This window comes from Rhodococcus maanshanensis NBRC 100610 (genome assembly GCF_001894865.1).
Lineage (GTDB): Bacteria > Actinomycetota > Actinomycetes > Mycobacteriales > Mycobacteriaceae > Rhodococcus_G > Rhodococcus_G maanshanensis.
In genome coordinates, this window is sequence record NZ_BCXA01000011.1 from 1 (window position 1) to 25,447 (window position 25,447).

Below are 25,447 nucleotides of genomic sequence, written 5' to 3' on the forward strand. Positions count from 1 at the left end.
GCCGGCAACCACGCCATCACCGCCACCTTCTCCGGCCACGACAACGTCCTCGGATCCACCACCACCCAGCAGGTTTCGGTGACCGCAGCCGACGTCGCCTCCACCACCACCCTCGCCCCGGTCACCGGAGCGAAGGAGGGCACCGCCACCACCCTGACGGCGACGGTCAACCCCGCAGCAGCCGGCGGCACCATCGAATTCAAGGACGGTGACACCGTCCTCGGCACCGCACAGGTCGCCGCCAACGGCGAAGCCACCCACCAGTGGACCCCCACCGCGGCCGGTCAGCGCACCATCACCGCCACCTTCTCCGGCCACGACAACGTCCTCGGATCCACCACCACCCAGCAAGTCACGGTGACCGCGGCCAACAGCAACTCCACCGTGACCATCACCCCCGTCACCGGAGCCAAGGTCGGCACCGCGATCACGCTGACGGCCACCGTCAACCCCGCAGCAGCGGGCGGCACCGTCACCTTCAAGGACGGCACCACCGTCCTCGGCACCGGACAGGTCGCCGCCAACGGCAAGGCCACCTACCAGTGGACCCCCACCACCACCGGCCAGCGCACCATCACCGCCGACTTCTCCGGCCACGGCACCACGAACGCCTCCACCACCCACACCACCGTCACCGTCGCACCCAGCGGCGGCACGAACCCCGGCGGCAACGGCAGCCTCGGCTCCCTGTCCGGCGGCTTCGGCTCCAGCAACTAGCGCTGGACAAAAGCGGGGGTCTGTTCGCGGCGACACCGGACAAGAACAGACCCCCGCCCCGCCCAGCGGCACCGGCTCCGCGACACCCGTTCAACCCGGGGAGCCGGCCCGCCGCACCTTTTGTTCATACCCAGTGAAGAGCGTCTCGAAATGATCAACACACTTCGCCATACCCACCAGTCCGCCTACGACGCACCCGAAGACTGGAGCGCCAGCGCGCTCTGCCGCACCATCCCCGACCCTGACCGGATGTTCGTCCGGGGCTCGGCGCAGCAACGAAAGGCCGCCGCACTCTGCCGGCACTGCCCTGTCGTCCAGCAGTGCGGCGCCGAAGCACTGGACAACCGGGTCGAGTCCGGTATCTGGGGCGGCATGACCGAGATCGAACGCCGCAACCTGCTCATGCTGTATCCCCACATCCGCTCCTGGGCCGCCTTCATCGCACGCGCACACGGTGCAGCCCGGTCCCGAACCATCTTTGACGCCATGGCCTGAGCCCGGTTCACCGAACGCCGCGACCACGGGCCTCGGCGTTCGGTGAACCGGGTGTCCGGTCAGCCGGCCGCGACCAACCCTGCCTCGGTCCGCTCGCCGCGCCGCCGCCGCCGCTGCTCGACGGGATCCGGCACCGGCACCGCGTCCAGCAGCCCCCGGGTGTAGTCGCGCTGCGGATCACCGAACACGCTTGCCGTGGAGCCGATCTCGACCAGCTCGCCACCGCGGAGCACGGCGACCCGGTCCGCCACCCGGTTCACCACCGCGAGGTCGTGGCTGATGAAGAGGCAGGCGAAGCGGAACTCCTCGCGCAGGTCCGCGAACAGGTCGAGGATCTCCGCCTGCACGGACACGTCGAGCGCACTGGTCGGCTCGTCCGCGACGAGCAGCCGCGGCGCCAGCACCAGGGCCCTCGCGAGCGCCACCCGCTGTCGCTGCCCGCCGGACAGTTCGGCCGGCCGTCGGTCCGCGAAGGAGCGCGAGAGCCGCACCGATTCGAGCAGATCGCCCACCCGGGCGCGCAGCAGTGCGCCGGACGCCGCTCGATGCACCACCAGCGGCTCCGCGACGGAATCCCCGACGCTCCGGCGCGGGTCCAGCGAGGCCGCCGGGTCCTGGTGCACGAGCGCCACACCCTTCCGCAGGCCGCGGAGGTCCCGGCGCGAGACCGTCGCCAGATCCGTTCCGTCGAACACGACCGACCCCGAGGTCGCCCGCACCACGCCGAGCGCCGCGCGTCCCAGGGTCGTCTTGCCGGAGCCCGACTCCCCGACCAGGCCCAGCACCTCACCCGCGCCGACGTCGAAGCCCACACCGCGCAGCGCGTGGAACTCCTTGTTACCCAGCCTCGCCGGATAGACCACGTCCAACTCGCGGACCACCAGGACCGCCTCGGACTGCGCCGGGGCGACCTGGCTCGCGGCGCTGCCGAGCCGCGGCACCGCCGTGAGCAGCTGCGTGGTGTACTTCTCCCGCGGCGCCGAGAACAGCTCGTGCACGGCGCGCTCCTCGACCAGTGCGCCGCGGCGCATCACCGCCACCCGATCCGCGATGTCGGCGACCACCCCCATGTTGTGGGTGATGAGCAGGATCGCGGTATCCCGCTCGGTCCGCAGGCCGCGCAGCAGGTCCAGGATCTCCGCCTGCACCGTCACGTCCAGCGCCGTCGTCGGCTCGTCCGCGATCAACAGGTCCGGGTCACCGGACAGCGCAAGGGCGATCACGACCCGCTGCTTCTGTCCGCCGGACAGCTGGTGCGGGTACCAGTCCACCCGCCGTTCCGGATCCGGGATCTCCACCAGGCGCAGCAGTTCGACGGCCCGCGCCCTGGCCTCCGCGCGGCCGATCTTCGCGTGCGCACGCAGGGCCTGCGCGATCTGCCAGCCGACCTTCTGCACCGGGTTCAGCGCGGTCTGCGGCTCCTGGAACACCATCGCCGCCCTGGTCCCGCGCAGCCGGGCGAGGGCGTCTTCCCCCGCCCCGACCACCTGGTCGCCGCCGAGCCGGATCGACCCGCTCACCAGGGCGGCGTCGGGCAGCAGCCCGAGCACCGCCTTGGCGGTCATCGACTTTCCGGAGCCGGATTCGCCGACCAGCGCGAGGATCTCGCCGCGGTGGACGGTCAGGCTCAGCCCGTCCACCACTGGGTCACCGGTCGCGCCGAAGCGGATGCTCAGGTCCTCGATCTCGAGGATCGGGTCTGTCTGGGTCATCGTCTACTCCTGAGATGTCGTGGCGCGTCAGGCCCGGCGCGCGGATCCGAGCGCCTGGGCGATGAGCAGGAACCCGAGCACCAGCGCCGCCACCACCACCAGCGGACCGATGGCGAAGGCCGGATTGGCGTCGAGGTTGGGGACGGCGTCGGCAATGATCGAACCGAGCGAGGGTTCCGGGGGCCGGACACCGATGCCGATGAAGCTCATCGCGGACTCGACGAACACCGCCACCGACATGGACAGCGCGACCTGTACGCCCAACGGCTCCAGGGTGTTCGGCAACACGTGGGTGCGCAACACCCACCACCGACCGGCCCCGATGACCTCCGCCGACTCGACATACGGCAACTCCCGGATCCGCAGCACCTGGGTGCGGGTCATCCGGCCGAAGATCGGGATCTCCGCGACCACGATCACCACGATCACCGTCACCGCGCCGGATCCCACGATCGCGGCGAGCGCGATCGCCAGGATCAGCGCGGGGAACGCGAGGACCACGTCGAAGGCGCGCTGGGCGATCACGTCGGTCACCGGGTGCAGGCTCGACACCAGACCCAGCAGTGCTCCGATCGCGGCCCCGATCGGCACCGCGATCGCGATGATCTCGAGGTTGATCCGGATGCCGTGCAGCACCCGTGAGTAGACGTCCCGATTCACCTCGTCGGTGCCGAACCAGTGCTCGGCACCGGGGCCGAGCAGGTTCGCGCCCGCGATCTGCTCGTTCGGACCGAAGGGCGCGATCCAGTGGGCCAGCAGTCCCGCCGTGGCCACCGCGACCACCAGCACCACGCCGAGCAGCCCCTGCCCGCGGGTGAGCGCGGCGAGCGCCTGGTGTCGGCGCGCGGGGGCCGGCTCGGGCAGTGCCCTGTCGGCGACCGCGGGGTCCTCGATCTGGGTGACACTCATGAGGTTCCCCCGATCCGGATCCGCGGATCCAGGTAGGCGTGCACGACGTCGGTGACGAGCTGGACGAGCACGAACACCGAAACCGAGAGCAGCAGCAGGACCTGGACCACGGGGTAGTCACGGCGGCTGATGCCCTGCTCGATGAGCTGTCCGATCCCTGGCCAGGCAAAGATCGCCTCGACCAGCACCGCCCCGCCGAGCAGCTGCCCGGTGTGCAGGCCCAGCGCGGTCACCATGGTGGGCAGCGCGTTGCGCAACGCGCTGCGGGTCACGAGATTCCACCGCGAGACGCCGAGTGCCCGCGCGGTCAGCACGTACGGCTGGCTCAGCTCGGTGCGCAGCGACTCGGTGAGGAACCGGGTCAGCGCGGCGGCCACCGGCAGGGCAAGGCACACGGCGGGCAGGAGCAGGTACTGCGCCGAGATATCGGGCCTGACCCAGAAACCCTGCGGGGGAACCCCGCCCGAGGGGAGCACAGGTACGAGCACCGCGAACACCAGGACAAGCAGCACTCCGCTGACGAACGGCGGCAGCGCCACGGCAAGGGTGTTGAACCCGGCGACCGCGCTCGTCAGCCACCGCTTCGGCCAGACCACCGCCGCGACGCTGAGGGCCAGGCTGACCAGCACGGCGAGCACCAGCGCGGTCACCGCGAGCACGACGGTGTTGACCAGACCGGAGACGACCAGATCGGAGATCTGACCACCGATCACGTACGAGCGGCCCAGGTCGAAGGTCAGCACCGAGCCGATCCAGGACACGTACTGGGCCGGGATCGACCGGTCCAGTCCGAGCGAATGCCTGATCGCGGCGATGGATTCCGCGGAGGCATCCGGCCCGGCCAGGCTGCTCGCCGGATCGCCGGGGACCAGCCGCAGCACGAAGAAGATCAGCAGCGAGGCCAGCAGCAGCACCGCCACGGCCGACGGCAGCCGGCGTGCGAGGTATCGCACCATGATGCGAGCTCCTCTCGGTCGGGGCCGTCAGGCCAGATAGGTGTCCGTGTAGACGATCTCGGAGCGCTTGGTCCAGTCGATGCCGTGGACCTTCTGGGCCGCGGCGAGCTGGTTGAGCACCACGCCGATCTCCACCAGGAACAGTCCCTCGAGCAACTGGTTGCTGACGGCCCGGTACCTGTCCTTCGCCTCCTCGCCTGTGCCGTCCGCGACCCGCCACGCCGCGCCCGCGGCATCGACGTAGGCCGGGTTCTCGTAGTGCGAGGAGTTCTTGAGCGCGTTGAACGGGTAGGCACTGACGGTGAGCGTGGACGGGACGTACTGGGCCCACGAATGGAACGTCACCCACAGGGCCGGGATGGTGCCGCCGATCAGTGCCTTGACGAAGGTCGCGTTCTCCTGCGGGTCGAGTTCGACCGGGATGCCGACCTCGGCGAGGTTCGCCTGCACGATCTGCGCGGTCGCCTCGTAGAAGGGGTTCCCGGCCTGGTAGGTCAGCGGCAGGGTCGGGACCGCGATCCCGGACTCGGCCAGGATCGCCCGCGCCTTGGTCGCGTCCCGGGTGAAGGTCTTGTTCCTCGCCTCGTCGTAGGCGGGCGAGCTCTTGGGCCACGGCAGGTTCACCGGGTAGCCCGAGCCGCGGAACACCTCCGAGATCACCCGGTCCCGGTCAAGCGCGTGCGCGATCGCCTGCCGCACCCGGACATCGGCGAGCGCCGGATGGGTGACGTTCGCACCCACGTAGACCTGCAGCTCGGCTCCCTCAAGCGATACAGCCTGGAATCCCGCTGTCTTGCCGAGGGTTTCGGTGTCGCGGTAGTTCAGCCCACCCGCCACCGCGACCTGACCGGACTTGAGCGAGCTGAGCAGCGCCTGCGAGTCGGGGATGACCGAGACCTCCACCCGGTCCAGGAACGGGCGGTCCGGGATCCAGTAGTGCTCGTTGCGCTCGAACACCAGCGCGCTGTTGGGAGTGCGCGAGACCAGCTTGAACGGCCCGGTGCCGATGAAGGCGTCACCGGCGGCGAGCTTGTCGATGGATTCGCTGTCGAGGATCGGCACGGTGTCGAGCAGGTCGAAGATGTTCCCGAGCGGATGCGCGAGGGTCAGCACCAGGCGGTGCGGATCGCTGGTGTCGAACGCCGTGATCGCGGCCGCGGTGCTGCGCAGCTGTGCGGTCCACTTGGGGTCCGCGTAGGTGCGGAGGGCGAATTCCGCGTCCTTCGAGGTGAACGGGCGCCCGCTGTGGAAGGTGACGTCGTCGCGCAGGTCCAGGCTCAGCGACAGCCCGTCGGCGGCGAGCTGCCACGACTTCGCCAGCCGTGGTTGCGGCTCCACCTTGTCGTGCGGATAGCGGACGAGGGTGTCGTACGCCAGTCCGATCACGGTGGTGGCGCCGCTGGTGTTGGTCAGGAACGTCGCCGGGATCACGTCCGTGGTGATGCCCGTCTTGAGGGTGCCGCCGCGCACCGGCGTGCCGGACGCGCCGGTGGCCGCCCCCGCCCGCTGCTCGTCGACCGCGGAGGAGCAGGCCCCGAGCAGACCGGTCCCGAAGATGGCGGCGGCGGTCAGACCCGCGCCGCGGAAGAAGGTGCGACGGTCGACGGACGACCGGATGACGGAGGAGCTCACTGGGAGAAGACCCTTCGGATGGAGGTGAGTGGATCTGAGTAGAGGGTGCTGAGCGAGACCACGCTCGCGGCGAACTCCTGGACACGGTTGCCGAAACCGGTGATCCGGATGTCCTTGCGGGCCAGGCTCGACGTGCGCGCGAACGCCTCGGCGACGTGCGGGATGCCCGCGGGGTACTCGGTGAAGGCCTGGCCGCCGAGAATCACCCGGTCCGGGTTGAACAGGTCACGCAGCATCGCAACGGTGCGGCCGAGCACCCGGGCGCGCTCGACCAGGAGTTCGTGCGCCGGAATGGATCCCGCGGCCGCCGCCCGGTAGACGGCGGCGATGGCTGGCCGTTCGTCGGTCTCGGTGAGGATGCCTGCCTCCCTGGCCGCGGCGATGGTCGCGCGGTCGCTGACCGTGGCCTCGAGGCATCCGCGGGCACCGCAGGAGCACAGCGCCGACGAGCCGGTGGACAGGTGCACGATCGAACCGGGGCCGGACGAGGGCGTGTGCACCCGGCCGTCGATGGTGACGGCGACACCCGCCGTCTCGCGGGCGTAGAAGTAGAGGCTGGTCCCGTCCGATCCGTTGTCGCCGGGACGCTGCGGGGCGAGCAACAGCTCCGACGCCGCCATCGCCTCGACGTGCGCTGCGACCGATACCGGCAGTCCCAACCCCTCTCCGATGATCGAGCCGACGGGTGCGCCCAGCCAGCCGAGGCGCGGGTGGTCGACCCGGCCCGTCGTCGCGTCCACCCGGCCACCGAGCGCCACCCCAACCCACAGGGGCCTGCGACGATGCCATCGCGAGGCGAAAAGCTTTGCACTGCGCGCGATCTGGGATAGCGCCTGGTTCTGCGGGAGGGCCGGTGTCGGGACCTCGACGGCGCCGAGGACCTTACCCCGGAGGTCGCTGGCCACGATCCCGGTGACCACCGCACCGATGTGGATGCCGATGGTGAGGTAGGGCTCGTGGTTGACCTCGAACGGGACCCGGGGTCGGCCCACCGCACCGGACGCGGTGAGATCCCCCCGTTCGCGGAGCAGACCCTCGGCGAGCAGCGCCGAGACCTGGCGGTTCACCGTGGCCGTGGACAGCCCGGTGGTCTTGGCCGCGATGTCACGGGCGATCGGCCCACGGGCGCAGGCCACCCGGAACACCGCGGCGGCGGGGGTGTCGGCCACCCGCAGTTCCGGCGGGACGATCTGGGCGCGGGTGGGAGGACGGACGATCGGCCGGGTGAGGGCGGCCGCGGACGACAAAGTGGTGATGGACACGCGAGTTCCTTGCGCTTCGTCCCTGACGGGACAGACCTACACGGCGTGGGCGAGCGCTGACCTGGGAGAACGACGCGACATCAGCCGCCGAGACGCCCGCAGGGGCGTCCGGAGGTCAGGGAGGTCGACGTACGAGGAGTGGCAGCGCGGACTAGCGACAGATACCGCGGGGGGAACAACAGAGTTCCCGCGCCAGGGGCAGGCGTGAACCCAGTGCGGCGGTCACATAGGTGACCCGCAAGGGGTGAGGCCGGCCGGAGTTCATGGCGCCAAGCTAACACCCCGCCGAATTCTCCACCAGCCGAGGGGAAATACCCGCCGACGGTGACGATCCGGGGGCGGTTGCGATCAGCATGACGGAAACCCTTGGCCGCCACAGCCGTCGCTGGTTGCCTGACACACGTACCGCAGCGAGCCAGCACAGACTACGAAAGGCTAGTCATGTCAATCGATTTCGATACCCGGACCACCGCGACGGGAGCCTCCGTCGTGAAGCTCGGCGCCCACATCGGCGCCCGCGTCGACGGCGTCACTCTCGGCGGCGACCTCGATCCGGCGACCGTCTCCCTGATCCGCCAGGCCCTGCTCGAGCACAAGGTGATCTTCTTCCGCGGCCAGCAGCACCTGGACGAGGACTCCCAGTACGCGTTCGCCCAGCTGCTCGGCGAGCCGACCACCGCGCACCCCACCGTCACCTCCCGCGGCGAGCGGATCCTGCCGATCGACTCTGAGTACGGCTCTGCCAGCAGCTGGCACACCGACGTCACCTTCGTCGACCGCATCCCGAAGGCCTCGATCCTGCGAGCCGAGGTGCTGCCCTCCTACGGGGGCTCGACCACCTGGGCGTCCACCGTCGCCGCCTACGACACCCTGCCCGAGCCGCTCAGGGCCCTGGTGGAGAACCTCTGGGCGACGCACACCAACCTCTTCGACTACGCCGCGAGCACCGCAGCGTCCGTCGACAGCAAGGGCGAGGAGTACATCAAGGAGTTCCAGTCCACCTACTACGAGACCCAGCACCCGGTGGTGCGCGTGCACCCCGAGACCGGTGAGCGGTCGCTGCTGCTCGGCCACTTCGTCAAGGGCTTCGTCGGCCTCGGCACCGCCGAGTCGCAGGCGCTGTTCCAGCTGCTGCAGGCGCGCGTCACCAAGCTCGAGAACACCACCCGCTGGAACTGGGAGGACGGCGACGTCGCGATCTGGGACAACCGCGCCACCCAGCACTACGCCGTCGGCGACTACGACGGTCAGCGCCGCCGCCTCACCCGGATCACCCTCGCGGGCGACGTCCCGGTCAACGTCCACGGCGAACGCAGCCGCATCGTCACCGGTGACGCCTCGCACTACTCGACCATCGATCAGCCGGTGCGGGTCGCGAGCTGATGACCATCCCGCCGCACGCCAGGGGCTATGAGGGGTTCACCGGCCGCATCGGCCGCACCACCGACGACTCGACCCCGTCCTGGGCGCCCGCACCCGCGGCCGCCCCGGGTTCGCCGAACGTCGTCGTCGTGTTGATCGACGACATGGGCTACAGCGACATCGGGCCGTTCGGCTCCGAGATCGACACGCCCAACCTCGATCGCCTCGCCGCCTCGGGCGTGCGGCTGACGAACTATCACACCACCCCGCTGTGCTCACCGTCGCGCGCGGCGCTGCTCACCGGGCTCAACCCGCACCGGGCCGGCTACGGCTTCGTCGCCAACGCCGACCCCGGCTACCCCGGTCTGCGCCTCGAACTGGCCGACGACGTGCTCACGTTGCCCGAGATCCTGCGGGCCGGTGGCTACGCCACCTACGCCGTCGGCAAGTGGCACCTGGTGCGCGACGCCAACATGCGCCCCGGCGCGAATCGCGATTCCTGGCCGACCCAGCGGGGGTTCGACCGGTATTACGGTTCCCTCGAGGGCCTCAATTCCTTCTACTATCCGAACCAGCTGGTCTCGGACAACTCCGCGGTCGACGTCGATCAGTACCCCGAGAACTATTACCTCACAGACGATCTGACCGACAGGGCGATCGGCTACCTCAAGGACCTGCGCGCCCACGACGCCGACAGGCCGTTCTTCCTCTACTTCGCACACGTCGCCATGCACGGACCACTGCAGGCCAAGCCTGCGGATGTCGCGAAGTACCGCGGCCGCTACGCGGAGGGCTGGGACGTCCTCCGCGAGAGCCGGTTCGCCTCCCAACTGGCGCAGGGATTGTTCCCCGAGGGCACCGAGCAGGCGCCACGTAACAGCGAGGCCGGATTCGATGTGCCCGAATGGGACTCGTTGACGGCGGCGCAGCAGCGCCGCTTCGCCCGGTACATGGAGGTGTACGCGGGCATGGTCGACAGCGTCGATCAGAGCATCGGACGGATCCTCGACACCATCGAGGAATTCGGTGAGCTCGACAACACCATCGTCGTGTTCACCTCCGACAACGGCGGCACCGCGGAGGGCGGGCCGGAGGGCACCCGGTCCTACTTCTCCCAGTTCGCACACGTCACCGACCCGGACTGGGTGGGCGACGTGCCGCACGACGAGGAACTCATCGGGACCGCGAAGCTCGGCGTGCACTATCCGCGGGGCTGGGGTCAGGCGTCGAACACCCCGTTCCGCTTCTACAAGGGGCAGTCCTTCGCCGGTGGCGTGCGGGTGCCGTTCGTGCTCTCGTGGCCGGACGGACTGCGAAAGCAAGACGGCGACAACGGCATCCGCGAGCAATTCACCTATGTCACCGACCTCGCGCCAACCCTGCTCGCCCTCGTCGGCATCGATCCACCGACCGTGCGGGCCGGACTGCCGGCCAAGGAGTTCGACGGGGTGGACGCCTCCTCGGTGCTGCGCGACGGGGCCGCAGCGTCCGCGCACACCGAGCAGTACACAGAGATGACCGGCAACCGCGGCTACTACCGCGACGGCTGGAAGCTGCTCGCGCTGCACCCGGGCCAGGACGTGGACGCCCCGCGGTGGCAGCTGTTCGACGTCCGGAACGACCCGACCGAGCTGCGCGACCTGGCGGACCGGTTCCCGGAGAAGGTCGAGGAGTTGGCGGCGGCCTGGGACGAGGCGGCATGGGCGAACACGGTGTTCCCCTTGGTGACCGGCGGCGCGCTCGCCGTCAGGAGGCCCGCGGAGCAGGCGCTGTCGCGGCCGGTGCGGCTCCTGCCCGGTACCCCGACCCTGGAACGCTATCGGTCCTCGAAGTTGATCGCGTTCCGCGACTTCGAGATCGCCGTCGAGTTGGGCGGATCCGGATACGCCGAGGGCGACGAGGGCGTGCTGGTGGCGCACGGCGACCCGCAGGGCGGCTACCTGCTCTACATCGAGGAGGGGCACCTGGTGTTCGGGCTGAACAGCTACGGCCGCTATGCCGCCGTCGACGCGGGCCCGGTACCGCCGGGCGCCCGCCGGATCGAGGTCTCCGCGACGGTTGCGCCGCGGCTGCGCTGGGACTTCGCCGTCCGGGTCGACGGAACCCCCGCCGGGGCGCTGCTCGGGCAGGTGCAGCTGGTCGGTATGGCCCCGTGGACCGGCATCTCGGTCGGGGTGGACGCCCGCGGCCCGGTGTCGTGGGATCTGCGCGAGCGCCGCGGGCCGTTCCGCTACACCGGCGCGCTGCGCGCGGTCACCTACACACCGGGTCCCGTCAAGGTTCCCGGCGGGGACATCGAGCGGATCGAACGCGAGGCCGAATACGCGGCGGATTAGGCGGCTTCGCCGCCCGTGCGCGGTTGACGAGTGCAGGGACCCGTCAACCACGCACGGGCGCCGGAGGCGCCTAGGCTGAGGCCATGACCATTTCGCCTGATGAAAACGTCGCCGTCGTCACCGGCGCCAGCTCCGGGATCGGGGAGGCCACCGCGCGAACCCTCGCCGCGCAGGGGTTTCACGTGGTTGTCGGCGCGCGCCGGATCGACCGCCTGGAGAAGCTGGCCGAGGACATCGGCGGCACCGCGCTCGAGCTCGACGTCACCGATGAGGACTCGGTTGACGCCTTCGCGGCGGTCCTGCCGCGGGTCGACGTCCTGGTCAACAACGCGGGCGGCGCCAAGGGCCTGGCCCCGGTGCTAGAGGCGGACCTGGACGACTGGCGCTGGATGTGGGAGACCAACGTCCTCGGCACCCTGCGGATCACCAAGGCGCTGCTGCCGAAACTGATCGACTCCGGCGACGGCCTCATCGTCACCATCACCTCGGTGGCCGCGTTCGAGGCCTACGACAACGGATCCGGCTACACCTCGGCCAAGCACGCCCAGGCGGTGCTGCACCGGACGCTGCGCGGCGAGCTGCTCGGCAAGCCGGTGCGGCTCACCGAGATCGCCCCCGGCGCGGTGGAGACCGAGTTCTCCCTTGTCCGCTTCCACGGCGACGAGGAGCGCGCGAAGAAGGTCTACGAGGGCATCACGCCCCTGGTCGCCGCGGACGTGGCGGAGGTGATCGGGTTCGTCGCGTCCCGCCCGTCGCACGTGAACCTCGACCAGATCATCATCAAACCCCGCGATCAGGCCAGCCCCGGACGCTTCTCGCGGACCTAGCCGTGCAGCACCGGCTGACCGCGGGCCCGCTGCTCGACGACCGCGGCCGGCTCGCGGAAGCGGGCTGGGCGACGTCGGAGGTCCGCCGTTACGACCGGCGGGCCGTCGCCTCGCCCCGGTTCCGGATCAAGGAGTGGGACTACTACTGCGTCCTCACGCAGGAGGTCGGCCTCGCACTGACGGTCGCGGACAACGGCTACATGGGCCTGCTCGGCGTGTCGTGGCTCGACCTCGGGGCTCGCGCCGAGGTGACCGAGAACGTGATGCTGCCCTTCCCGATGGGCTCGATGGCGTTGCCCGCCAGTGCCGACGCCGGCGACGTGGTGGCCTCCCACAGGGGCCTGCGGATCGCGTTCCGGCACACCGAGGATGGCCGGTTGCTCGAGATCGACCACCCGGGGTTCGACGACGGTCGCGGGTTGAGCGGTGAGCTCCTGCTCGCGCAGCCGCCAGCCGTGTCCTCCGGTCGCTCCGCGGGCTCCGCTCCCGACCGGATGGTCGTCGCCACGCCGTTCCACAAGGCGCCCAAGGCCTTCTACTACAACCAGAAGATCAACTGCCTGTCCGCGAGCGGTGAGATCGTGGTCGGCGGGCGGCCGTTCGCCTTCGACCCGGGGTCGGCGTTCGGCGTGTTCGACTGGGGCCGCGGCGTCTGGACCTACGACAACACCTGGTACTGGGGCTCGGCGTCTGGTCTCGTCGACGGAAAGCCGTTCGGGTTCAACATCGGCCACGGTTTCGGCGACACCTCCGCCGCCACCGAGAACATGGTGTTCGTCGACGGTCGCGCGCACAAGCTGGACGAGGTGACCTTCCACCTCCCGCGGGGCACCTTCGATGGCGCGCCGTGGACCTTCACCAGCAACGACGGCCGGTTCGACATGACCTTCGAGCCGATCCTCGACCGTGCGGCCAGCACCGATCTCCTGGTGCTGCGCTCCATCCAGCACCAGGTGTTCGGGCGGTTCAGTGGTCACGTCGTCCTCGACGACGGCAGCAGGATCGAGATCGCGAACCTGCTCGGCTTCGCGGAGGAGGTCCGCAACCGCTGGTGAGCTCAGGCGCCGCCGGCAGGCCCCGGGTCGAGGATCAGCAGGGCGTCCAGTTCCCGGTTCCTGCAGCGGCGGATGAACTCGGCCGCTGACCCCGGGTCCGCGGCAAAACGCTCGTGCGTCCGCGCGTCGATCTCGTAGAACTCCTCCGCCTCCGCGACGCCGTTTGCCGCGGGGATGGCCAGGTAGTGGCGCCCGGTGGTCTCCTCGATTCCCAGCGAGAAGCGCAGTTCGAGGCAGATGAACCGGTCCCGGAAGCTCGGTGGCGCGTCGGCCGCCTCGGTCCGGTCCTGTTCGCGCCGTGTCGGTCTCATCGGCCGACCGCCCCTGCGCTCACGACGCCGACGAGTCGCTGAACCTCGGCGGCGATGTCCTCACCGCGGGCGGGCAGCGCACTGACGATGTCCGAACCCCGGACGAGGTAGCGCCCGTCCTCGGCGAAGTCCATCCAGTGGAAGCCCTGGCCGTCACCGGTCGGCCGGTTGTCGTAGGCGGGGCCCGCGAAGACCGTGATCTCGCCCAGCCCCGTGCGCGGACGCCGGAAGAACTCGTCCCGCTCCGCGCTTCCGCGGGCCCCGCTCGCCGGCTGCATGACGGAGCCACCGCTCACCGGCGCCACCACCCTCGGCACCGACACTCCCCGGCGCCGTCCCGGAACGACCGGCGGAATCGATTGGGCCACAAATGTTCCCAGCTGCGCGACGGGAGCGGATGCCAGCAGGACATCGGCACCGGCGTGCAGGTCGGGGCCCGGCAGCTGAACGGCCACGGCCGCGACGGACTGCCTGATCCCGGCGTGCATCCTGATCATCGACTCGAGCCCGGTGCCGCGGAATCCGCACAGCTCGATCCGGACCGCGGGCTCGGCCAAGGCGACCAGCGCCTCGTACAGGCCCTCGTCGAGCATCGACACGACCTTCTGCGCGGCCGCCCGTCGGTCTGCCAGGAACTCCTCGTCCGTGGCCGCGGTGCCGCGGAACTGGAACGGGTACGGCAGGCGGTCCCGGCCGAATCGCTCCCACAGGACCGTGAACTCGAGGGCCGTCAGGCGCCACCGACCGTCGCTCATCCGCCGATCACCGGCGGCGCGACCTTCGGGAGCCTGCCCACCAGCTCGTTGCCGTTGTCGACGTTGACCAGGTAGCTCGGCGTCTTGTGCTCGGTGTCGTCATCGCCGTTCGCGCGGGCGCCGCCCGGCGCCATGCCACCGCCCATCGCGCCGGGACGGCCCGCGGCGCCCGCGGCACCACCGCCGGCTCCGCCCGCACCCGGCGCACCACCGGCCGCTCCCGGCATCCCCATCCCGCCGCCCGGTCCGCGCCCGGCGCCGCCCAGGCCGCCCGCGGTGCCAAGACCTCCGCCCGCGCCATATGACGCGCCGGATCCACCGCCCGCGGCGAGCCCCGACGCGGAACCCGCCGCGCCGTGCCCTCCCGATCCGGTGCCGGCACCACTGCCGGTACCTGTGCCGGTACCGGGCCCACTGCCCGTCCCGTCGGCACCGCCCGCGGCCGCAGGAGCGGTCCACGCGGAGGACGGATCGGTCTGCGCGAATGGCGAATTCGAGCCGTCGGCGCCGGAGCCGTCCGGCGACAGCGGGTTCGCGCCCGCGTTCGGGTCGGAGGGGTCGGCGCCGGGCGACCCGGCCGCGGGATCGTTCCCGACGCCCTGCCGCGTCGGGGCGACCGGCGCATCCCCCGGTCCGGTATAGCCGGAGGGGTTGTAGCCGGACGGTCCCCCGATACCCGGCCCGCCGGACGTCGAGTCGGGCGTCAGGTGCGGTGGCGGTGTGTGGTCCCCCGGCCGGGGGAAGATCGGGACGTTGGTGTCGGCCTGCTGAATCACCGGCATGTAGACGGTCTTCATGATCTGGATCGCCTGCTGACGGGCCTCGTCCGAACCGTGCACCAGCTGCTTGACCATCCCGACGGAGGGAAGCGCGACGTTGACGAGGCTCTCGAGCGCGGAGGTCGCCTCGACGGCCGGCATGGTCGCCTTGACCTGCGAGATACCGGTCGCCGCCTCCGCGACCTTCGTCCCCACGAGTCTGCCCGCCACCGCGAGCTCGTCGGAATCGGCGACGTAGGCCGCGGTAGCCGCCACCGCGGCGTCGGCGGCGACGCCCTCCCACTTGCCCGTGATCTCGTTCGAGATGAATTGATTGAACTCGGCGAGGCCCTCGCCGAGCGAGGATCCGATCTTCGCCCAGCCCTCGGCGCTCGCCCGGATCGGGTCCGCGCTCATCGCGTCGACGGCGGACTTGATGGCCTCGTGCGACATCGAATCGAAGCTGTCGGGCACCACGGACGGCGGTTCGTACCCGCCACCGAACTCGGCCCTGAGACCGTCCTGCCGTCCGTAGAGCGCGGAACGCTCGGCGTTGCCGGCCTCCTGCCGGTCCTCGACGCGGTTGCCCTCGGCGATGTCGTAGCCGGACACCACGTCGATGATCTTGTTGCCTGGGTCGCGTGTCAGATCACTCAGGTCGTCGAGGGCGCCCGAGGCCAGGTCGCCCATCGACCCCTTCAGTTCGTCCAGGCTCGGCAAAAACGACATCTCAGATCCCCCCATCGGCCCCGACCGATACCGGTCCACCCTAGATAGACGCAGCATCTCCCCGATCGGTTCCATCCGGGTCACGAGAAACCCGGCGGGGCAGCTCACCCCTCCACAGCTGCCCCGCCGGCCACCGCCTCGAAGCTGTCCCGAGCAGCATCAATGCGCCACAGGCTGCACCTCGGCAACCTGCGTCCACCCCCGTGTGCGCGATACTCCCCGCCGGGCCCAGTTCTGACGGCTTACCTTCAATAGACGCGCCGCCGAGCCGTCAGGTTCCGTGCAAATTCGGCCGACTCGCAGAATTGTGTGGTTCTGGACGGCGGGAGCCACGAGGAGTAGAGAGGCTGTCATGGGGTTCTACGGGGATCAGATCGTCCCACGGCTGGTGGACATCACGTGCGGGATGTCGCTCACCGAAGCGTCACGGCAGCGGGTGTGCGCCGGCCTGCACGGCCGTGTCGTGGAGATCGGGTTCGGGTCCGGACTCAATGTCCCGTTCTACCCGGCAACCGTGGATTCCGTCAGCGCCGTCGAACCAGCCGACCTCGGCTGGAAGCTCGCAGGCAAACGACTCGCTACCTCCCGCGTGCCCGTCGAACGCTCCGGCCTGGACGGACAATCACTTCCATTTCCCGACAACACCTTCGACAGCGCGCTGTCCACCTGGACGATGTGCACGATCCCCGATGTGGACGCCGCGTTGCGCGAGGTGCGCCGGGTTCTCAAGCCCGGCGGCACGCTGCACTTCGTCGAACACGGGCTCGCCCCGCACGAGAAGGTCCGACGCTGGCAGTACCGCTTCGAACCGATCCAGAAGGTCGTCGCGGGCGGCTGTCATCTCACCCGTGAGATCCCCGCCCTCGTGCGCGCCGCCGGATTCGATATCCGCGACCTGGACATGTTCTACGAGAAGGGAGCCCCGAAGATCATGGGCGCCCTCTCGCTAGGGGTCACCGCGCCCCTCGAGGATTGAGCGCCTCAGGTCTGGGCCGCCGCACCGGGCTGCCCACAGCCTCACCAGGCCGCAGCTTCAGCCGGTCACCCCTTCTCGACACGGCCCGGGCCGATTCGGTTCCAACTCGAATTCAGACCTCCGCGAGCGCTGTTCGGAGTCTGGCGAGGTCCGGCGCAGGCGATTCGAGCAGGGGCATGCGGACCGTCGCGTGCTCGATGATGCCCAGTTCGGCCAGCGCCGCCTTGGCCATGATGGCGCCCTGCGAGGTCCGCATCACGGCCGCGGTCAGGCCGAGCAGGGACCGCTGGATGGCCAGGGCGGAGTCGAGATCCGCGCCTCGGACGGCCCGGATCAGGTCCGCGTTCCGGTCGGCGACGATGTTCCCCACGACACTGACCACCCCGCAGGCCCCGATCGACAGGTAGGGCAGGTTGAGTTCGTCGCTACCGCAGTAATAGGCGAGCGACGTGGCGGCCATGACGGTCATGGCGTCGAAGAGGTCCTCCTTGGCGTCCTTGACCGCAAGGATCCGCGGGTGCCTGGCGAGCTCGATCAGCGTGTCGGTCTCCATGGAGATGCCGGTCCGCGCCGGGACGTCGTAGAGCATCACGGGCAGGTCGGTCGCATCGGCTACCGCCAGGCAGTGGCCAACGACCCCGGCCTGGGTCGGCCGGGAGTAGTAGGGACACACGACGAGCAGGGCATCGGCGCCCGCGGCCTCGGCCCGCCGCGCCCGCTCCACGCTCGCGGCCGTGTCGTAGGTGCCGACGCCCGCGATCACCCGTGCCCGGCCCCGCGCCCTGCCCGCCACCGCCGACACCAGTTCGACCATCTCGGCCGCGGTCAACGTGGGCGCCTCGCCTGCGGTGCCGCCCACCACGATCCCGTCGCATCGGGTGGTCAGGAGGTGGTCGACCAGGCTCGCCGCCCCCTTGGGGTCGACGGAGCCGTCGGCCCCCATCGGGGTCACCATCGCGACCAGGTTCGAGCCGAACAACGTCTGCGCTGTCTCACGGGAATCGGTCATGGGGCGATCCTGCCCATCCCGTTCACATCGGTCCAGCGATGCTTTTTTGCCAATAATGCGTAGCCTGACTTCATGATCGATGTCGGGTCCCTGAGCGCGCTGCGGTCGGTTGCCGCCCTCGGGACCATCGCCCGGGCAGCGGACGAGCTCGGATTCACCGCCTCGGCCGTCTCCCAGCAGATCAAACGGCTCGAACGTCAGATCGGCGTCGCGCTGCTCGCGCCCGCCGGGCGCGGTGTCGTCCTGACCCCGTCCGGTCAGGCGCTACTCGACGCCGCCCCCGACGTCTTCCAGTCCTTGGAGCGCTGCGCCGAGGCGGCCCGGTCCGTCGCCGACGGCACCCCGAGCGGGGTGCTGCGGGTGGCCGCCTTCTCCACCGCCATCCGGGGACTGCTGGCCCCGCACCTGCCGAGCCTGGCGACCGCCTGCCCCGACCTGCGCCTGCAGGTCACCGAGCAGGATCCCGACCAGGCGCTGCACTCGGTCGCGGCGGGCACGGCGGACCTGGCGATCATCCACGACGCCGACGGGCTCTCGCCCCGGCTGCCCGCATCGCTGGTCCACCGACACCTGCACACCGATCTCGGCGACCTGGTGATGCACCGTTCCCACCCGCTCGCCGCCGCCGGACAACCGCTGACCAGTGCGGACGTCGCAGGCCTTGCCTGGGTGACGAGTCCACCCGGCACGGTCTGTCACCAGTGGTTCCGACGCCTGGTCTCGGACCAGCCAGGCGAACCCGATGTCCGTCACCTCGTCGACGACTTCGCGACCCAGCTGTCACTCGTCGCCACGAGCGCGGTCATCGCCCTGGTTCCCCGCCTCGCCAGGCCCGCCCTCGGCGACGACCTCGTCACCCGCGCCCTTACACCCCCGCCCATGCGTGAGGTCTCGGCAGCGTGGAGACGCAGCGCCGACGCCAGCCCGGCCATCCGAGCCGTGGTCGCGGAACTGCTCTCCGGCGCCGACGTCAGCTGACCGGAACCGCCGCGCCACCGGCGGGCAGCGCCGACATCTCCTGCCACGCGGCCCAGTCGATCGCCCAGTCGTAGATGTCGCCGTCCGCCGCGGACAGCTCGATCCGGGTCCCGGTGACCTCGACCGGGTCGCCGTACAGCGCGGTGCCGAAGTACTCCTGGGCGTCGCTCAGGGAGAGGTTGATGCAGCCGTTGGTCACATTGGCCGCGCCCTGCACGCCGGTGGTCTCGGGGTTGGCGTGGATGAACTCACCGTTGTTGGAGATGCGCACCGCCCACCGCTCGCGGACGTTCTCGTAGAAGGGTGGGTTCGACATGAGGAAGTCCTCGTGCTTCTCGCTGACCACGTGGACGCCGCTGCGGGTCACGTTGCGGTCCTCGTTGCCCTCGCCGTAACTGACCGGGAGGTCCATCACCGTCGCGCCGTCCCGCACCACCTGCATGCGGTGGCTCGGGGCGTCCGCCTTGACGATCTGGCTGCGCCCGATGGTGAAGTTCAGGCTCAGGTCCTCGGCGCCGTACGCCCCGTCCCCGTAGTCGACGCCGTACAGGTTGGCCGCGAGGTTCACCGTGGTGCCGGGCGCCCAGTAGTTCTGCGGACGCCAGTGCGCGCGAGACCCGTTGTCGTCGGGCAGCCAGGCCCACGACCCGGGGGTCGGCGGGTTGGTGGTCACGGTGAGTGCCTTCTCCACCGCCGCCTTGTCCTCGACGTGGTCGCTGAACTTGAGGATGATCGGGGCCGCGACACCGACCTGCTGACCGTCGGCGATGTTCGTGTTCGCGGAGATCGTCGACTGCGGGGCCACCGTCGTGAACGACCCCTGCACCGGCACGGTCTTGCCGTCGGCACCGACCGCCCCGCCGGACCAGGTGTAGCGCGCGCCGTAGCCGAGCGGTTCGGAGACCGTGAAGGTGGCCTTGTCCGGGGACAGCACGCCCTGCACGGGCCTGCCCGCCTCGTTGGTGAGCGCGATCCCCTGCAGCGTGCCGCGCGTCGCGGTCACGGAGACCGGCGCCGTCGGGCTGACGTCCTCGGCGCCCGCCGCGGGCACCTGGGTGACCGCCGCGACCGGTCCGCTCGCCGCCACCGGCTTCCCGTCCCCGCCGCCGATGGTGCAGCCCGCGAGCACCGCGACCGCCGCGAGCAACACGACGATCGACGAGAATCCGCGGACCTTACTTGTCCGAACACGCTGGATTACCACGCAGGCCACGGTACCTGCGCGGACGATGTGGCCCGCGCCTCAGCCGACTGCTCGACCTGCGGAAGACCAGGTCAGATCGCGCAGCCGACGGTGACGGGCTCCGGCTCGAGCCTGACACCGAAGGCGTCCTGCACCCCGTCCCGAACCTCCCTGGCCAGCGCCAACAGGTCCGCGGTCGACGCGCTCCCCCGGTTCGTCAGGGCCAGCGTGTGCTTGGTGGACAGCCGCGCCGCCGCGTCCGGCCCCGGGTGCCCCTTGGTGAACCCGGCCCGCTCGATCAGCCAGCCGGCCGACAGCTTGGTTCCCGCGTCGCCAGGGAACTGCGGCACCCGCACGTCGTCGCCGAGCCGGGCGGCGATGGCCGCCAGGACCGTCGGCAGCCGATCGCCGGGGAGCACCGGGTTGGTGAAGAAGGACCCGGCGCTCCAGGTGTCGTGGTCGGCGGCATCGAGGACCATGCCCTTGCCGGCGCGCAGCCCGAGGACCACCTCCCGGACCTTCGCCGCCGGGCGGCGCTCGCCCTCCTCGGCCCCCATGGCATTCGCCAGCTCGCGGTACCGCAGGGGCTCGCTCAGGCCGTCGGGGCGCAGGTCCAGCTCCACCGCCAGCACCAGCGCCGCGTCCGAGTGCTTGAGCACGCTGGTCCGGTAGCCGAGGCCGAGCCGGTCGGGCGTCACCCAGCGCACCTCACCGGTCCCGCGGTCCAGTAACTGCACCCGCCGCAGCAGGGTGCCGACCTCCACCCCGTAGGCCCCGACGTTCTGCACCGGCGTCGCGCCGGCGGACCCGGGGATCCCGGACAGGCACTCGAGGCCACCGAGGCCGGCCTCGACGGTCCGCGCGACGACGTCGTCCCACACCGCGCCCGCCTCGGCCAGCACAGAGTCGGGGCCGAGCCGGATCGCGTCGTTGGCCACCCGCACCACCACCGCGTCGACGCCCTCGTCGGCGATCACCAGGTTGGATCCGCCGCCGAGGACGAGCGTGCGGGTGCCAGCCGCGTCGAGCGCGCGCACCACGCCGACCAGCGCGTCGGTGTCGCGGCAGGTGAGCATCGCCCGTCCGGGCCCACCGAGCCGCAGCGTGGTGAACCGCGACAGCGGCACGCCCTCACTCAGCTCGGCCCCGAAATCCGCCGCGATAACACTCAATGCCTGCACGGGGTCAAACGGTAGCCTGCCGAACATGGCCCGCAGCATTCCGCATTCCGCGTCCTACCCTCAACCCGTCGATCGGGTGCACCGGGCCCTGACCAGCGAGCGGTACTGGCGCGACCGCCTGGCCGAGGTGGGCGGCGAGGGGGCCGAGCTCGGCCATGCGGTCACCGGCGAGGGCACCATCGACGTGGAGATGGCGCAGGCCATCCCCGCCGAGCACCTCCCGCCGATCGTGTCCAAGATCCGCCCCGGTGACCTGACCATCACCAGGACCGAGACCTGGGGCGCCCTGGTCGGCGGGCGTGCAACCGGCACCTTCAGCGCGCGGGTCGAGGGCCTGCCCGGCGAGGTCACCGGCACGCTCACCCTGGCTCCCGAGGGCACCGGCTCCGCCATCACGCTCGACGGCCGGGTCGAGGTGAAGCTGCCGCTGATCGGCGGCAAGATCGAGGCCGTCATCGCCGAGCAGGTCGTCGAACTCCTCGACGCCGAGCACGGGTTCACCGAGGGCTGGATCGCCGCCAACGGCTGATCCGGATGGGGCAGGTGTGACAAGCGTGGCACCAATGTAAATTGCGGTGCATGTCACGCCGAATTGAGTTCACCGCCAACTACTCACTGCCCGCCGAGATCGTGCACCGCACGCTCGTCGACGGACGCTTCTGGAACCAGCGTGCCGAGAACGGCGCCGACAAGGGCCTCACCCTCGACCACCTCACCACCGGTGAGGGCACCATCGACGTGGGGCTGGCGCAGGCCATCGACACCAGCCAGCTCCCCTCCCTGGTCACCAAGGTCATCAAGGGCGACGTGTCGATCGTGCGCAGCGAGGCGTGGGGTCCCCTGGTCGACGGTAAGGCCGAGGGCACCTTCAGCGCGGTCGCCACCGGCATCCCGATCAACGCCACCGGCACCGCGAGCCTGGTCGACACCCCCGAGGGCTCCACCCTCCGCATCGAGGGCGACGTCGACGTGAACGTCAAGCTCATCGGTGGCGCCATCGAGGGCATGGTCGCCGACCAGATCCTGGGCATCCTCGGCCGCGACCAGGAAGTTGTCGAAGAGTGGGTCGCCGCCAACGCCTGACCGCGGTGATCCCGGGCGGATGAGCCCGGCGATGCGGCGAGCCGGTACCCTTGCCGGTCATGGCTCGCCGCATCGACTACTCCGCCCGCTACACCCATCCCGCCGAGAAGGTGTACTCCGCCCTGACGAACCGGGACTACTGGGAAGCGCGGATGGTCGAGCTCCGCAAGTTCTCCGACAATCACGTCGAGAGCTTCGAGGTCGGCGACGACGGCATCGACCTCGTCTTCCACCACATCATCCCGCGCGACACCCTGCCCGACATCGCGCAGACCGTGATGAAGAAGGACATGGTGATCACCCGCAAGGAGCACTACAGCGCCTTCGGCGACGAAGTCACCGGCACCTACTCGGCATCCATCCCGGCGGGCCCGGGCAGCCTCAGCGGCACCATGGCGCTGTTCGGCACCGACACCGGCTCCACGCTGCGGACCTCGTCCGAGGCGAAGGTGTTCATCCCCTTCGTCGGCGGCAAGCTCGAGCAGCTGATGCTGGTCAACCTCGTCGACCTGTTCCGCACAGAAGCCCAGGTCACCGCGGACTGGCTCGCCGAGCAGTAAACCGAACGTCGTGTCCCGCCCGAGCGGAACCCGCGGAGCGAGCCCGGGTTCCACCAAACCGGACGGCGTCATCACCCGCGGCACCACCGGCATCAACCGGCTGCGCCGCAGCGACCGCTGGCTGATGCACCGGGCCGCGGTCGCCGACACGCTGCACTCGGCCGCCGACCCGCTCGTCGTCGACCTCGGCTACGGCGCCCGCCCCCACACCACCTTCGAGCTGGCATCCCGGCTGCGCACCGTCCGCCGCGACATCCGGGTGGTCGGGCTGGAGATCGATCCCGCACGGGTGGTCGAGGCCCGCGACGGCGTCAGCTTCGCGCGCGGCGGCTTCGAGCTGGCCGGGCTGAACCCGGTGCTCATCCGCGCGTTCAACGTGTTGCGCCAGTACCCCGAGGACGCCGTCGCGGGCGCATGGGCCAAGCTGCAGTCAGGGCTGGCCCCCGGCGGACTGCTGGTCGACGGCACCTGCGACGAGCTGGGCAGGCGCTGCGCCTGGGTCCTGCTCGATGCGGACCGTCCGCTGTCGCTGACCCTCGCCTGGGACCCGTTCGACGTCGAGCGGCCGAGCGACATCGCCGAACGGCTGCCGAAGGCCCTGATCCACCGCAACGTGCCGGGGGAACCGGTGTACGAGCTGCTGCAGTCGGCCGACCGGGCGTGGGCGACGGCGGCCCCGCACGCCCCGTTCGGTCCGAGGGTGCGCTGGCGGGCCGCCGCCCAGCTGCTGCGGCAGCAGGGCGTGCCCCTCGAGGTCCCGCGCAGGCGCCTCCGCGACTGCGTGCTGACGGTCCCGTGGTCGCTGGTCGCCCCGGCGATCTAGCCTTGTCGGTGACCGAAGCACCTGCGAAGGGACCTGTGAGAATGCGTTCGACCCTGCTGTCGCGGAGAGACCTCGACTTCCTGCTCTACGAATGGCTCGACGTCGAGGCGCTGACGGACGATCCCCGTTACCAGGAGCATTCCCGCGACACCTTCGACGCGGTGCTCGATCTCAGCGAGCAGCTCGCCACCCGGCATTTCGCCACCCACAACAAGAAGGGCGACGAACAGGAGCCGAGCTTCGACGGCACCCAGGTCACCATCATCCCGGAGGCCAAACAGGCCCTCGACGCGTTCGTGAAGGCGGACCTGATGGGCGCGGGCATGGCGTACGAGGCCGGCGGGCTGCAGCTTCCCGCGACGGTCACCGGCGCCTGTTTCGCCTGGTTCCAGGCCGCGAACGTCGGCACCGCCGCCTACCCGATGCTGACCATCGGGAACGCGAACCTGCTGCTCGCGCACGGCTCCCAGGAGCAGATCGAGACCTACGCCAAGCCGCTCGTCGCGGGCCGGTTCTTCGGCACCATGTGCCTGTCGGAGCCGCAGGCGGGGTCCTCGCTCGGCGACATCGTGACCCGCGCCGAGGCGCAGCCCGACGGCAGCTACCGCCTGTTCGGCAACAAGATGTGGATCTCCGGCGGCGAGCACGATCTGGCCGAGAACATCGTCCACCTGGTGCTGGCCAAGATTCCTGGCTCGCCCGAGGGCACCAAGGGCATCTCGCTGTTCATCGTCCCCAAGCTGCTGGTGGAGTCCGACGGCAGCCTCGGCGAGCGCAACGACGTGACGCTGGCCGGGCTGAACCACAAGATGGGCTACCGCGGCACCACGAACACCGTGCTGAACTTCGGCGACGGCACCCACACCCCCGGCGGCCAGGCGGGCGCCGTCGGGTACCTGGTCGGCGAGGCCAACCGGGGCCTGTCCTACATGTTCCACATGATGAACGAGGCCAGGATCGGCGTCGGCCTCGGTGCGACCGCGCTCGGCTACACCGGCTACCTCAAGTCGCTCGACTACGCCCGGCTGCGCGAACAGGGCAGGCCGGTCGCGGCGAAAGACCCTGGCGCCAAGCCGGTCCCGATCATCGAGCACGCCGACGTGAAGCGGATGCTGCTGGCCCAGAAGTCGTACGTGGAGGGCGCGCTGGCGCTGGAGATGTTCTGCATGCGGATGGTCGACGAGCAGCGCATCGCGGCCAACGAGTCCGCGCGCAACCGGATCGGGCTGCTGCTCGACATCCTCACCCCGATCGCGAAGAGCTGGCCGTCGCAGTGGTGCCTCGAGGCGAACAACCTCGCGATCCAGGTGCACGGCGGGTACGGCTACACCCGCGAGTACGACGTCGAGCAGCACTACCGCGACAACCGGCTCAACCCGATCCACGAGGGCACCCACGGCATCCAGGGCCTTGACCTGCTGGGCCGCAAGGTGACCCAGCAGGGCGGCATCAGCCTGCGGCTGCTGAGCGAGTCCGTCGGCCGCACCATCGCGGACGCCGCGGAGACCGGCGGCGAGCTCGCGGAGCTGGCGGAGCAGCTCGACGAGGTGCTCGGCCAGGTCGGCAAGGTCACCGCGGGACTGTTCGCGTCGGGCGACGTCGACGCGGCCCTTGCCAACAGCTCGGTCTACCTGGAGGCGGTCGGGCACCTGGTTGTCGCGTGGATCTGGCTCGAGCAGATGCTCGCCTGCGAGGGCAAGACCGGCGACTTCTACGACGGCAAGCGGCAGGCAGGCCGGTACTTCTTCCGGTACGAGCTGCCAAGGACCGGCCCGCAGCTGGCGCTGCTCGCCTCGCTCGACCGGACCACCCTGGAGATGCGGGACGCCTGGTTCTGA

24 protein-coding genes are annotated in these 25,447 nt (G+C 70.4%); 13 read left to right on the top strand and 11 right to left on the bottom strand.

Going from position 1 to position 25,447, the window contains the following annotated elements; all coding sequences use genetic code 11:
* Positions 1-717: Ig-like domain-containing protein (locus RM1_RS05445; RefSeq protein WP_143187325.1), on the top strand; the 717-nt coding region annotated here is incomplete at its 5' end.
* Between the two features lie 150 nt (positions 718-867).
* Positions 868-1,212, top strand: coding sequence for a WhiB family transcriptional regulator (locus RM1_RS05450; RefSeq protein ID WP_072750347.1), 345 nt, complete (start codon positions 868-870; stop codon positions 1,210-1,212).
* Between the two features lie 59 nt (positions 1,213-1,271).
* Here the strand turns inward: RM1_RS05450 and RM1_RS05455 are convergent, their stop codons facing one another.
* Genes RM1_RS05455 through RM1_RS05475 form a run of 5 tightly spaced genes read right to left on the bottom strand, consistent with a single transcriptional unit; the run spans position 1,272 to position 7,677 of the window.
* Positions 1,272-2,924, bottom strand: a complete 1,653-nt coding sequence (locus RM1_RS05455; protein WP_072750348.1) for a dipeptide ABC transporter ATP-binding protein — start codon at positions 2,922-2,924, stop codon at positions 1,272-1,274.
* A gap of 27 nt (positions 2,925-2,951) precedes the next feature.
* Complete coding sequence (locus RM1_RS05460; RefSeq protein WP_072750349.1) at positions 2,952-3,833, bottom strand: ABC transporter permease; 882 nt, start codon at positions 3,831-3,833, stop codon at positions 2,952-2,954.
* Positions 3,830-4,789, bottom strand: coding sequence for an ABC transporter permease (locus RM1_RS05465; protein ID WP_072750350.1), 960 nt, complete (start codon positions 4,787-4,789; stop codon positions 3,830-3,832). The genes RM1_RS05460 and RM1_RS05465 overlap by 4 nt, the downstream gene beginning before the upstream one ends.
* 27 nt (positions 4,790-4,816) lie before the next feature.
* Positions 4,817-6,421 carry an ABC transporter substrate-binding protein gene (locus RM1_RS05470; RefSeq protein WP_245816062.1) on the bottom strand — a complete coding sequence of 535 codons (1,605 nt, stop codon included), beginning with the start codon at positions 6,419-6,421 and terminating at the stop codon, positions 4,817-4,819.
* The gene (locus tag RM1_RS05475) at positions 6,418-7,677 is read right to left on the bottom strand and encodes an ROK family protein (RefSeq protein ID WP_425528675.1); all 1,260 of its coding nucleotides are present in this window, start codon (positions 7,675-7,677) and stop codon (positions 6,418-6,420) included. The genes RM1_RS05470 and RM1_RS05475 overlap by 4 nt, the downstream gene beginning before the upstream one ends.
* 447 nt (positions 7,678-8,124) lie before the next feature.
* Between RM1_RS05475 and RM1_RS05480 the strand changes: the two genes are divergently transcribed.
* The 4 genes from RM1_RS05480 to RM1_RS05495 all read left to right on the top strand — a co-directional run bounded on the left by RM1_RS05480 (position 8,125) and on the right by RM1_RS05495 (position 13,263).
* Positions 8,125-9,066, top strand: a complete 942-nt coding sequence (locus tag RM1_RS05480; RefSeq protein WP_027501161.1) for a TauD/TfdA dioxygenase family protein — start codon at positions 8,125-8,127, stop codon at positions 9,064-9,066.
* Positions 9,066-11,381 carry an arylsulfatase gene (locus RM1_RS05485; RefSeq protein WP_072750351.1) on the top strand — a complete coding sequence of 772 codons (2,316 nt, stop codon included), beginning with the start codon at positions 9,066-9,068 and terminating at the stop codon, positions 11,379-11,381. Before RM1_RS05480 ends, RM1_RS05485 begins: the two co-directional genes overlap by 1 nt.
* Before the next feature lie 83 nt (positions 11,382-11,464).
* Positions 11,465-12,208: an SDR family NAD(P)-dependent oxidoreductase gene (locus tag RM1_RS05490; RefSeq protein WP_072750352.1), complete on the top strand. Its 744-nt coding sequence runs from the start codon at positions 11,465-11,467 to the stop codon at positions 12,206-12,208.
* Positions 12,209-12,210: 2 nt separating this feature from the next.
* Positions 12,211-13,263: a DUF2804 domain-containing protein gene (locus RM1_RS05495; RefSeq protein ID WP_072750353.1), complete on the top strand. Its 1,053-nt coding sequence runs from the start codon at positions 12,211-12,213 to the stop codon at positions 13,261-13,263.
* 2 nt (positions 13,264-13,265) lie between these two features.
* Here RM1_RS05495 and RM1_RS05500 read toward each other — a convergent pair whose 3' ends face one another.
* The 3 genes from RM1_RS05500 to RM1_RS05510 are packed head-to-tail and all read right to left on the bottom strand — an operon-like array spanning position 13,266 to position 15,816.
* On the bottom strand, positions 13,266-13,574 hold the full coding sequence (locus RM1_RS05500) for a hypothetical protein (RefSeq protein ID WP_072750354.1): 309 nt from the start codon (positions 13,572-13,574) through the stop codon (positions 13,266-13,268).
* Positions 13,571-14,329, bottom strand: a complete 759-nt coding sequence (locus RM1_RS05505; RefSeq protein WP_072750355.1) for an ESX secretion-associated protein EspG — start codon at positions 14,327-14,329, stop codon at positions 13,571-13,573. Before RM1_RS05505 ends, RM1_RS05500 begins: the two co-directional genes overlap by 4 nt.
* Entirely contained in the window at positions 14,326-15,816 is a 1,491-nt protein-coding gene (locus RM1_RS05510) for a PPE domain-containing protein (RefSeq protein ID WP_072750356.1), read from the bottom strand. The genes RM1_RS05505 and RM1_RS05510 overlap by 4 nt, the downstream gene beginning before the upstream one ends.
* A gap of 352 nt (positions 15,817-16,168) precedes the next feature.
* Here RM1_RS05510 and RM1_RS05515 point away from each other — a divergent pair, with 352 nt between their 5' ends.
* Positions 16,169-16,792 (top strand): class I SAM-dependent methyltransferase, encoded by a 624-nt coding sequence (locus RM1_RS05515; protein WP_072750357.1) that lies wholly within the window; start codon positions 16,169-16,171, stop codon positions 16,790-16,792.
* Positions 16,793-16,904: 112 nt separating this feature from the next.
* Here the strand turns inward: RM1_RS05515 and dapA are convergent, their stop codons facing one another.
* On the bottom strand, positions 16,905-17,801 hold the full coding sequence (gene dapA / locus RM1_RS05520) for a 4-hydroxy-tetrahydrodipicolinate synthase (protein WP_072750358.1): 897 nt from the start codon (positions 17,799-17,801) through the stop codon (positions 16,905-16,907).
* Positions 17,802-17,873: 72 nt separating this feature from the next.
* Between dapA and RM1_RS05525 the strand changes: the two genes are divergently transcribed.
* A complete protein-coding gene (locus tag RM1_RS05525; protein WP_072750359.1) occupies positions 17,874-18,779 on the top strand; it encodes a LysR family transcriptional regulator in 906 nt (301 codons plus the stop codon).
* On the opposite strand, the gene RM1_RS05530 is transcribed toward RM1_RS05525, so the two are convergent.
* Positions 18,772-19,977 carry a L,D-transpeptidase gene (locus RM1_RS05530; protein ID WP_092667744.1) on the bottom strand — a complete coding sequence of 402 codons (1,206 nt, stop codon included), beginning with the start codon at positions 19,975-19,977 and terminating at the stop codon, positions 18,772-18,774. The two genes, RM1_RS05525 and RM1_RS05530, sit on opposite strands and share 8 nt — an antisense overlap.
* A 77-nt stretch (positions 19,978-20,054) precedes the next feature.
* Entirely contained in the window at positions 20,055-21,170 is a 1,116-nt protein-coding gene (locus RM1_RS05535) for a UDP-N-acetylmuramate dehydrogenase (protein ID WP_174562921.1), read from the bottom strand.
* On the opposite strand from RM1_RS05535, the gene RM1_RS05540 reads away from it, so the two are divergent.
* The 5 genes from RM1_RS05540 to RM1_RS05560 are packed head-to-tail and all read left to right on the top strand — an operon-like array spanning position 21,169 to position 25,447.
* A complete protein-coding gene (locus RM1_RS05540) occupies positions 21,169-21,672 on the top strand; it encodes a DUF2505 domain-containing protein (protein ID WP_072750360.1) in 504 nt (167 codons plus the stop codon). The two genes, RM1_RS05535 and RM1_RS05540, sit on opposite strands and share 2 nt — an antisense overlap.
* Before the next feature lie 50 nt (positions 21,673-21,722).
* On the top strand, positions 21,723-22,226 hold the full coding sequence (locus tag RM1_RS05545; RefSeq protein WP_072750361.1) for a DUF2505 domain-containing protein: 504 nt from the start codon (positions 21,723-21,725) through the stop codon (positions 22,224-22,226).
* Between the two features lie 59 nt (positions 22,227-22,285).
* Entirely contained in the window at positions 22,286-22,786 is a 501-nt protein-coding gene (locus RM1_RS05550; protein ID WP_072750362.1) for a DUF2505 domain-containing protein, read from the top strand.
* Positions 22,787-22,796: 10 nt separating this feature from the next.
* Positions 22,797-23,609, top strand: a complete 813-nt coding sequence (locus tag RM1_RS05555; protein WP_072750363.1) for a class I SAM-dependent methyltransferase — start codon at positions 22,797-22,799, stop codon at positions 23,607-23,609.
* Positions 23,610-23,650: 41 nt separating this feature from the next.
* Positions 23,651-25,447 carry an acyl-CoA dehydrogenase gene (locus RM1_RS05560; RefSeq protein ID WP_072750364.1) on the top strand — a complete coding sequence of 599 codons (1,797 nt, stop codon included), beginning with the start codon at positions 23,651-23,653 and terminating at the stop codon, positions 25,445-25,447.

What these genes read in the sequence shown, in the direction of transcription:
- RM1_RS05450 (WP_072750347.1), top strand. Translation starts at nt 868, where the DNA reads ATGATCAACACACTTCGCCATACCCACCAGTCCGCCTACGACGCACCC.
- RM1_RS05455 (WP_072750348.1), bottom strand. Translation starts at nt 2,924, where the DNA reads ATGACCCAGACAGACCCGATCCTCGAGATCGAGGACCTGAGCATCCGC.
- RM1_RS05460 (WP_072750349.1), bottom strand. Translation starts at nt 3,833, where the DNA reads ATGAGTGTCACCCAGATCGAGGACCCCGCGGTCGCCGACAGGGCACTG.
- RM1_RS05465 (WP_072750350.1), bottom strand. Translation starts at nt 4,789, where the DNA reads ATGGTGCGATACCTCGCACGCCGGCTGCCGTCGGCCGTGGCGGTGCTG.
- RM1_RS05480 (WP_027501161.1), top strand. Translation starts at nt 8,125, where the DNA reads ATGTCAATCGATTTCGATACCCGGACCACCGCGACGGGAGCCTCCGTC.
- RM1_RS05485 (WP_072750351.1), top strand. Translation starts at nt 9,066, where the DNA reads ATGACCATCCCGCCGCACGCCAGGGGCTATGAGGGGTTCACCGGCCGC.
- RM1_RS05490 (WP_072750352.1), top strand. Translation starts at nt 11,465, where the DNA reads ATGACCATTTCGCCTGATGAAAACGTCGCCGTCGTCACCGGCGCCAGC.
- RM1_RS05500 (WP_072750354.1), bottom strand. Translation starts at nt 13,574, where the DNA reads ATGAGACCGACACGGCGCGAACAGGACCGGACCGAGGCGGCCGACGCG.
- RM1_RS05505 (WP_072750355.1), bottom strand. Translation starts at nt 14,329, where the DNA reads ATGAGCGACGGTCGGTGGCGCCTGACGGCCCTCGAGTTCACGGTCCTG.
- RM1_RS05510 (WP_072750356.1), bottom strand. Translation starts at nt 15,816, where the DNA reads ATGTCGTTTTTGCCGAGCCTGGACGAACTGAAGGGGTCGATGGGCGAC.
- RM1_RS05515 (WP_072750357.1), top strand. Translation starts at nt 16,169, where the DNA reads ATGGGGTTCTACGGGGATCAGATCGTCCCACGGCTGGTGGACATCACG.
- dapA (WP_072750358.1), bottom strand. Translation starts at nt 17,801, where the DNA reads ATGACCGATTCCCGTGAGACAGCGCAGACGTTGTTCGGCTCGAACCTG.
- RM1_RS05525 (WP_072750359.1), top strand. Translation starts at nt 17,874, where the DNA reads ATGATCGATGTCGGGTCCCTGAGCGCGCTGCGGTCGGTTGCCGCCCTC.
- RM1_RS05540 (WP_072750360.1), top strand. Translation starts at nt 21,169, where the DNA reads ATGGCCCGCAGCATTCCGCATTCCGCGTCCTACCCTCAACCCGTCGAT.
- RM1_RS05535 (WP_174562921.1), bottom strand. Translation starts at nt 21,170, where the DNA reads ATGTTCGGCAGGCTACCGTTTGACCCCGTGCAGGCATTGAGTGTTATC.
- RM1_RS05545 (WP_072750361.1), top strand. Translation starts at nt 21,723, where the DNA reads ATGTCACGCCGAATTGAGTTCACCGCCAACTACTCACTGCCCGCCGAG.
- RM1_RS05550 (WP_072750362.1), top strand. Translation starts at nt 22,286, where the DNA reads ATGGCTCGCCGCATCGACTACTCCGCCCGCTACACCCATCCCGCCGAG.
- RM1_RS05560 (WP_072750364.1), top strand. Translation starts at nt 23,651, where the DNA reads ATGCGTTCGACCCTGCTGTCGCGGAGAGACCTCGACTTCCTGCTCTAC.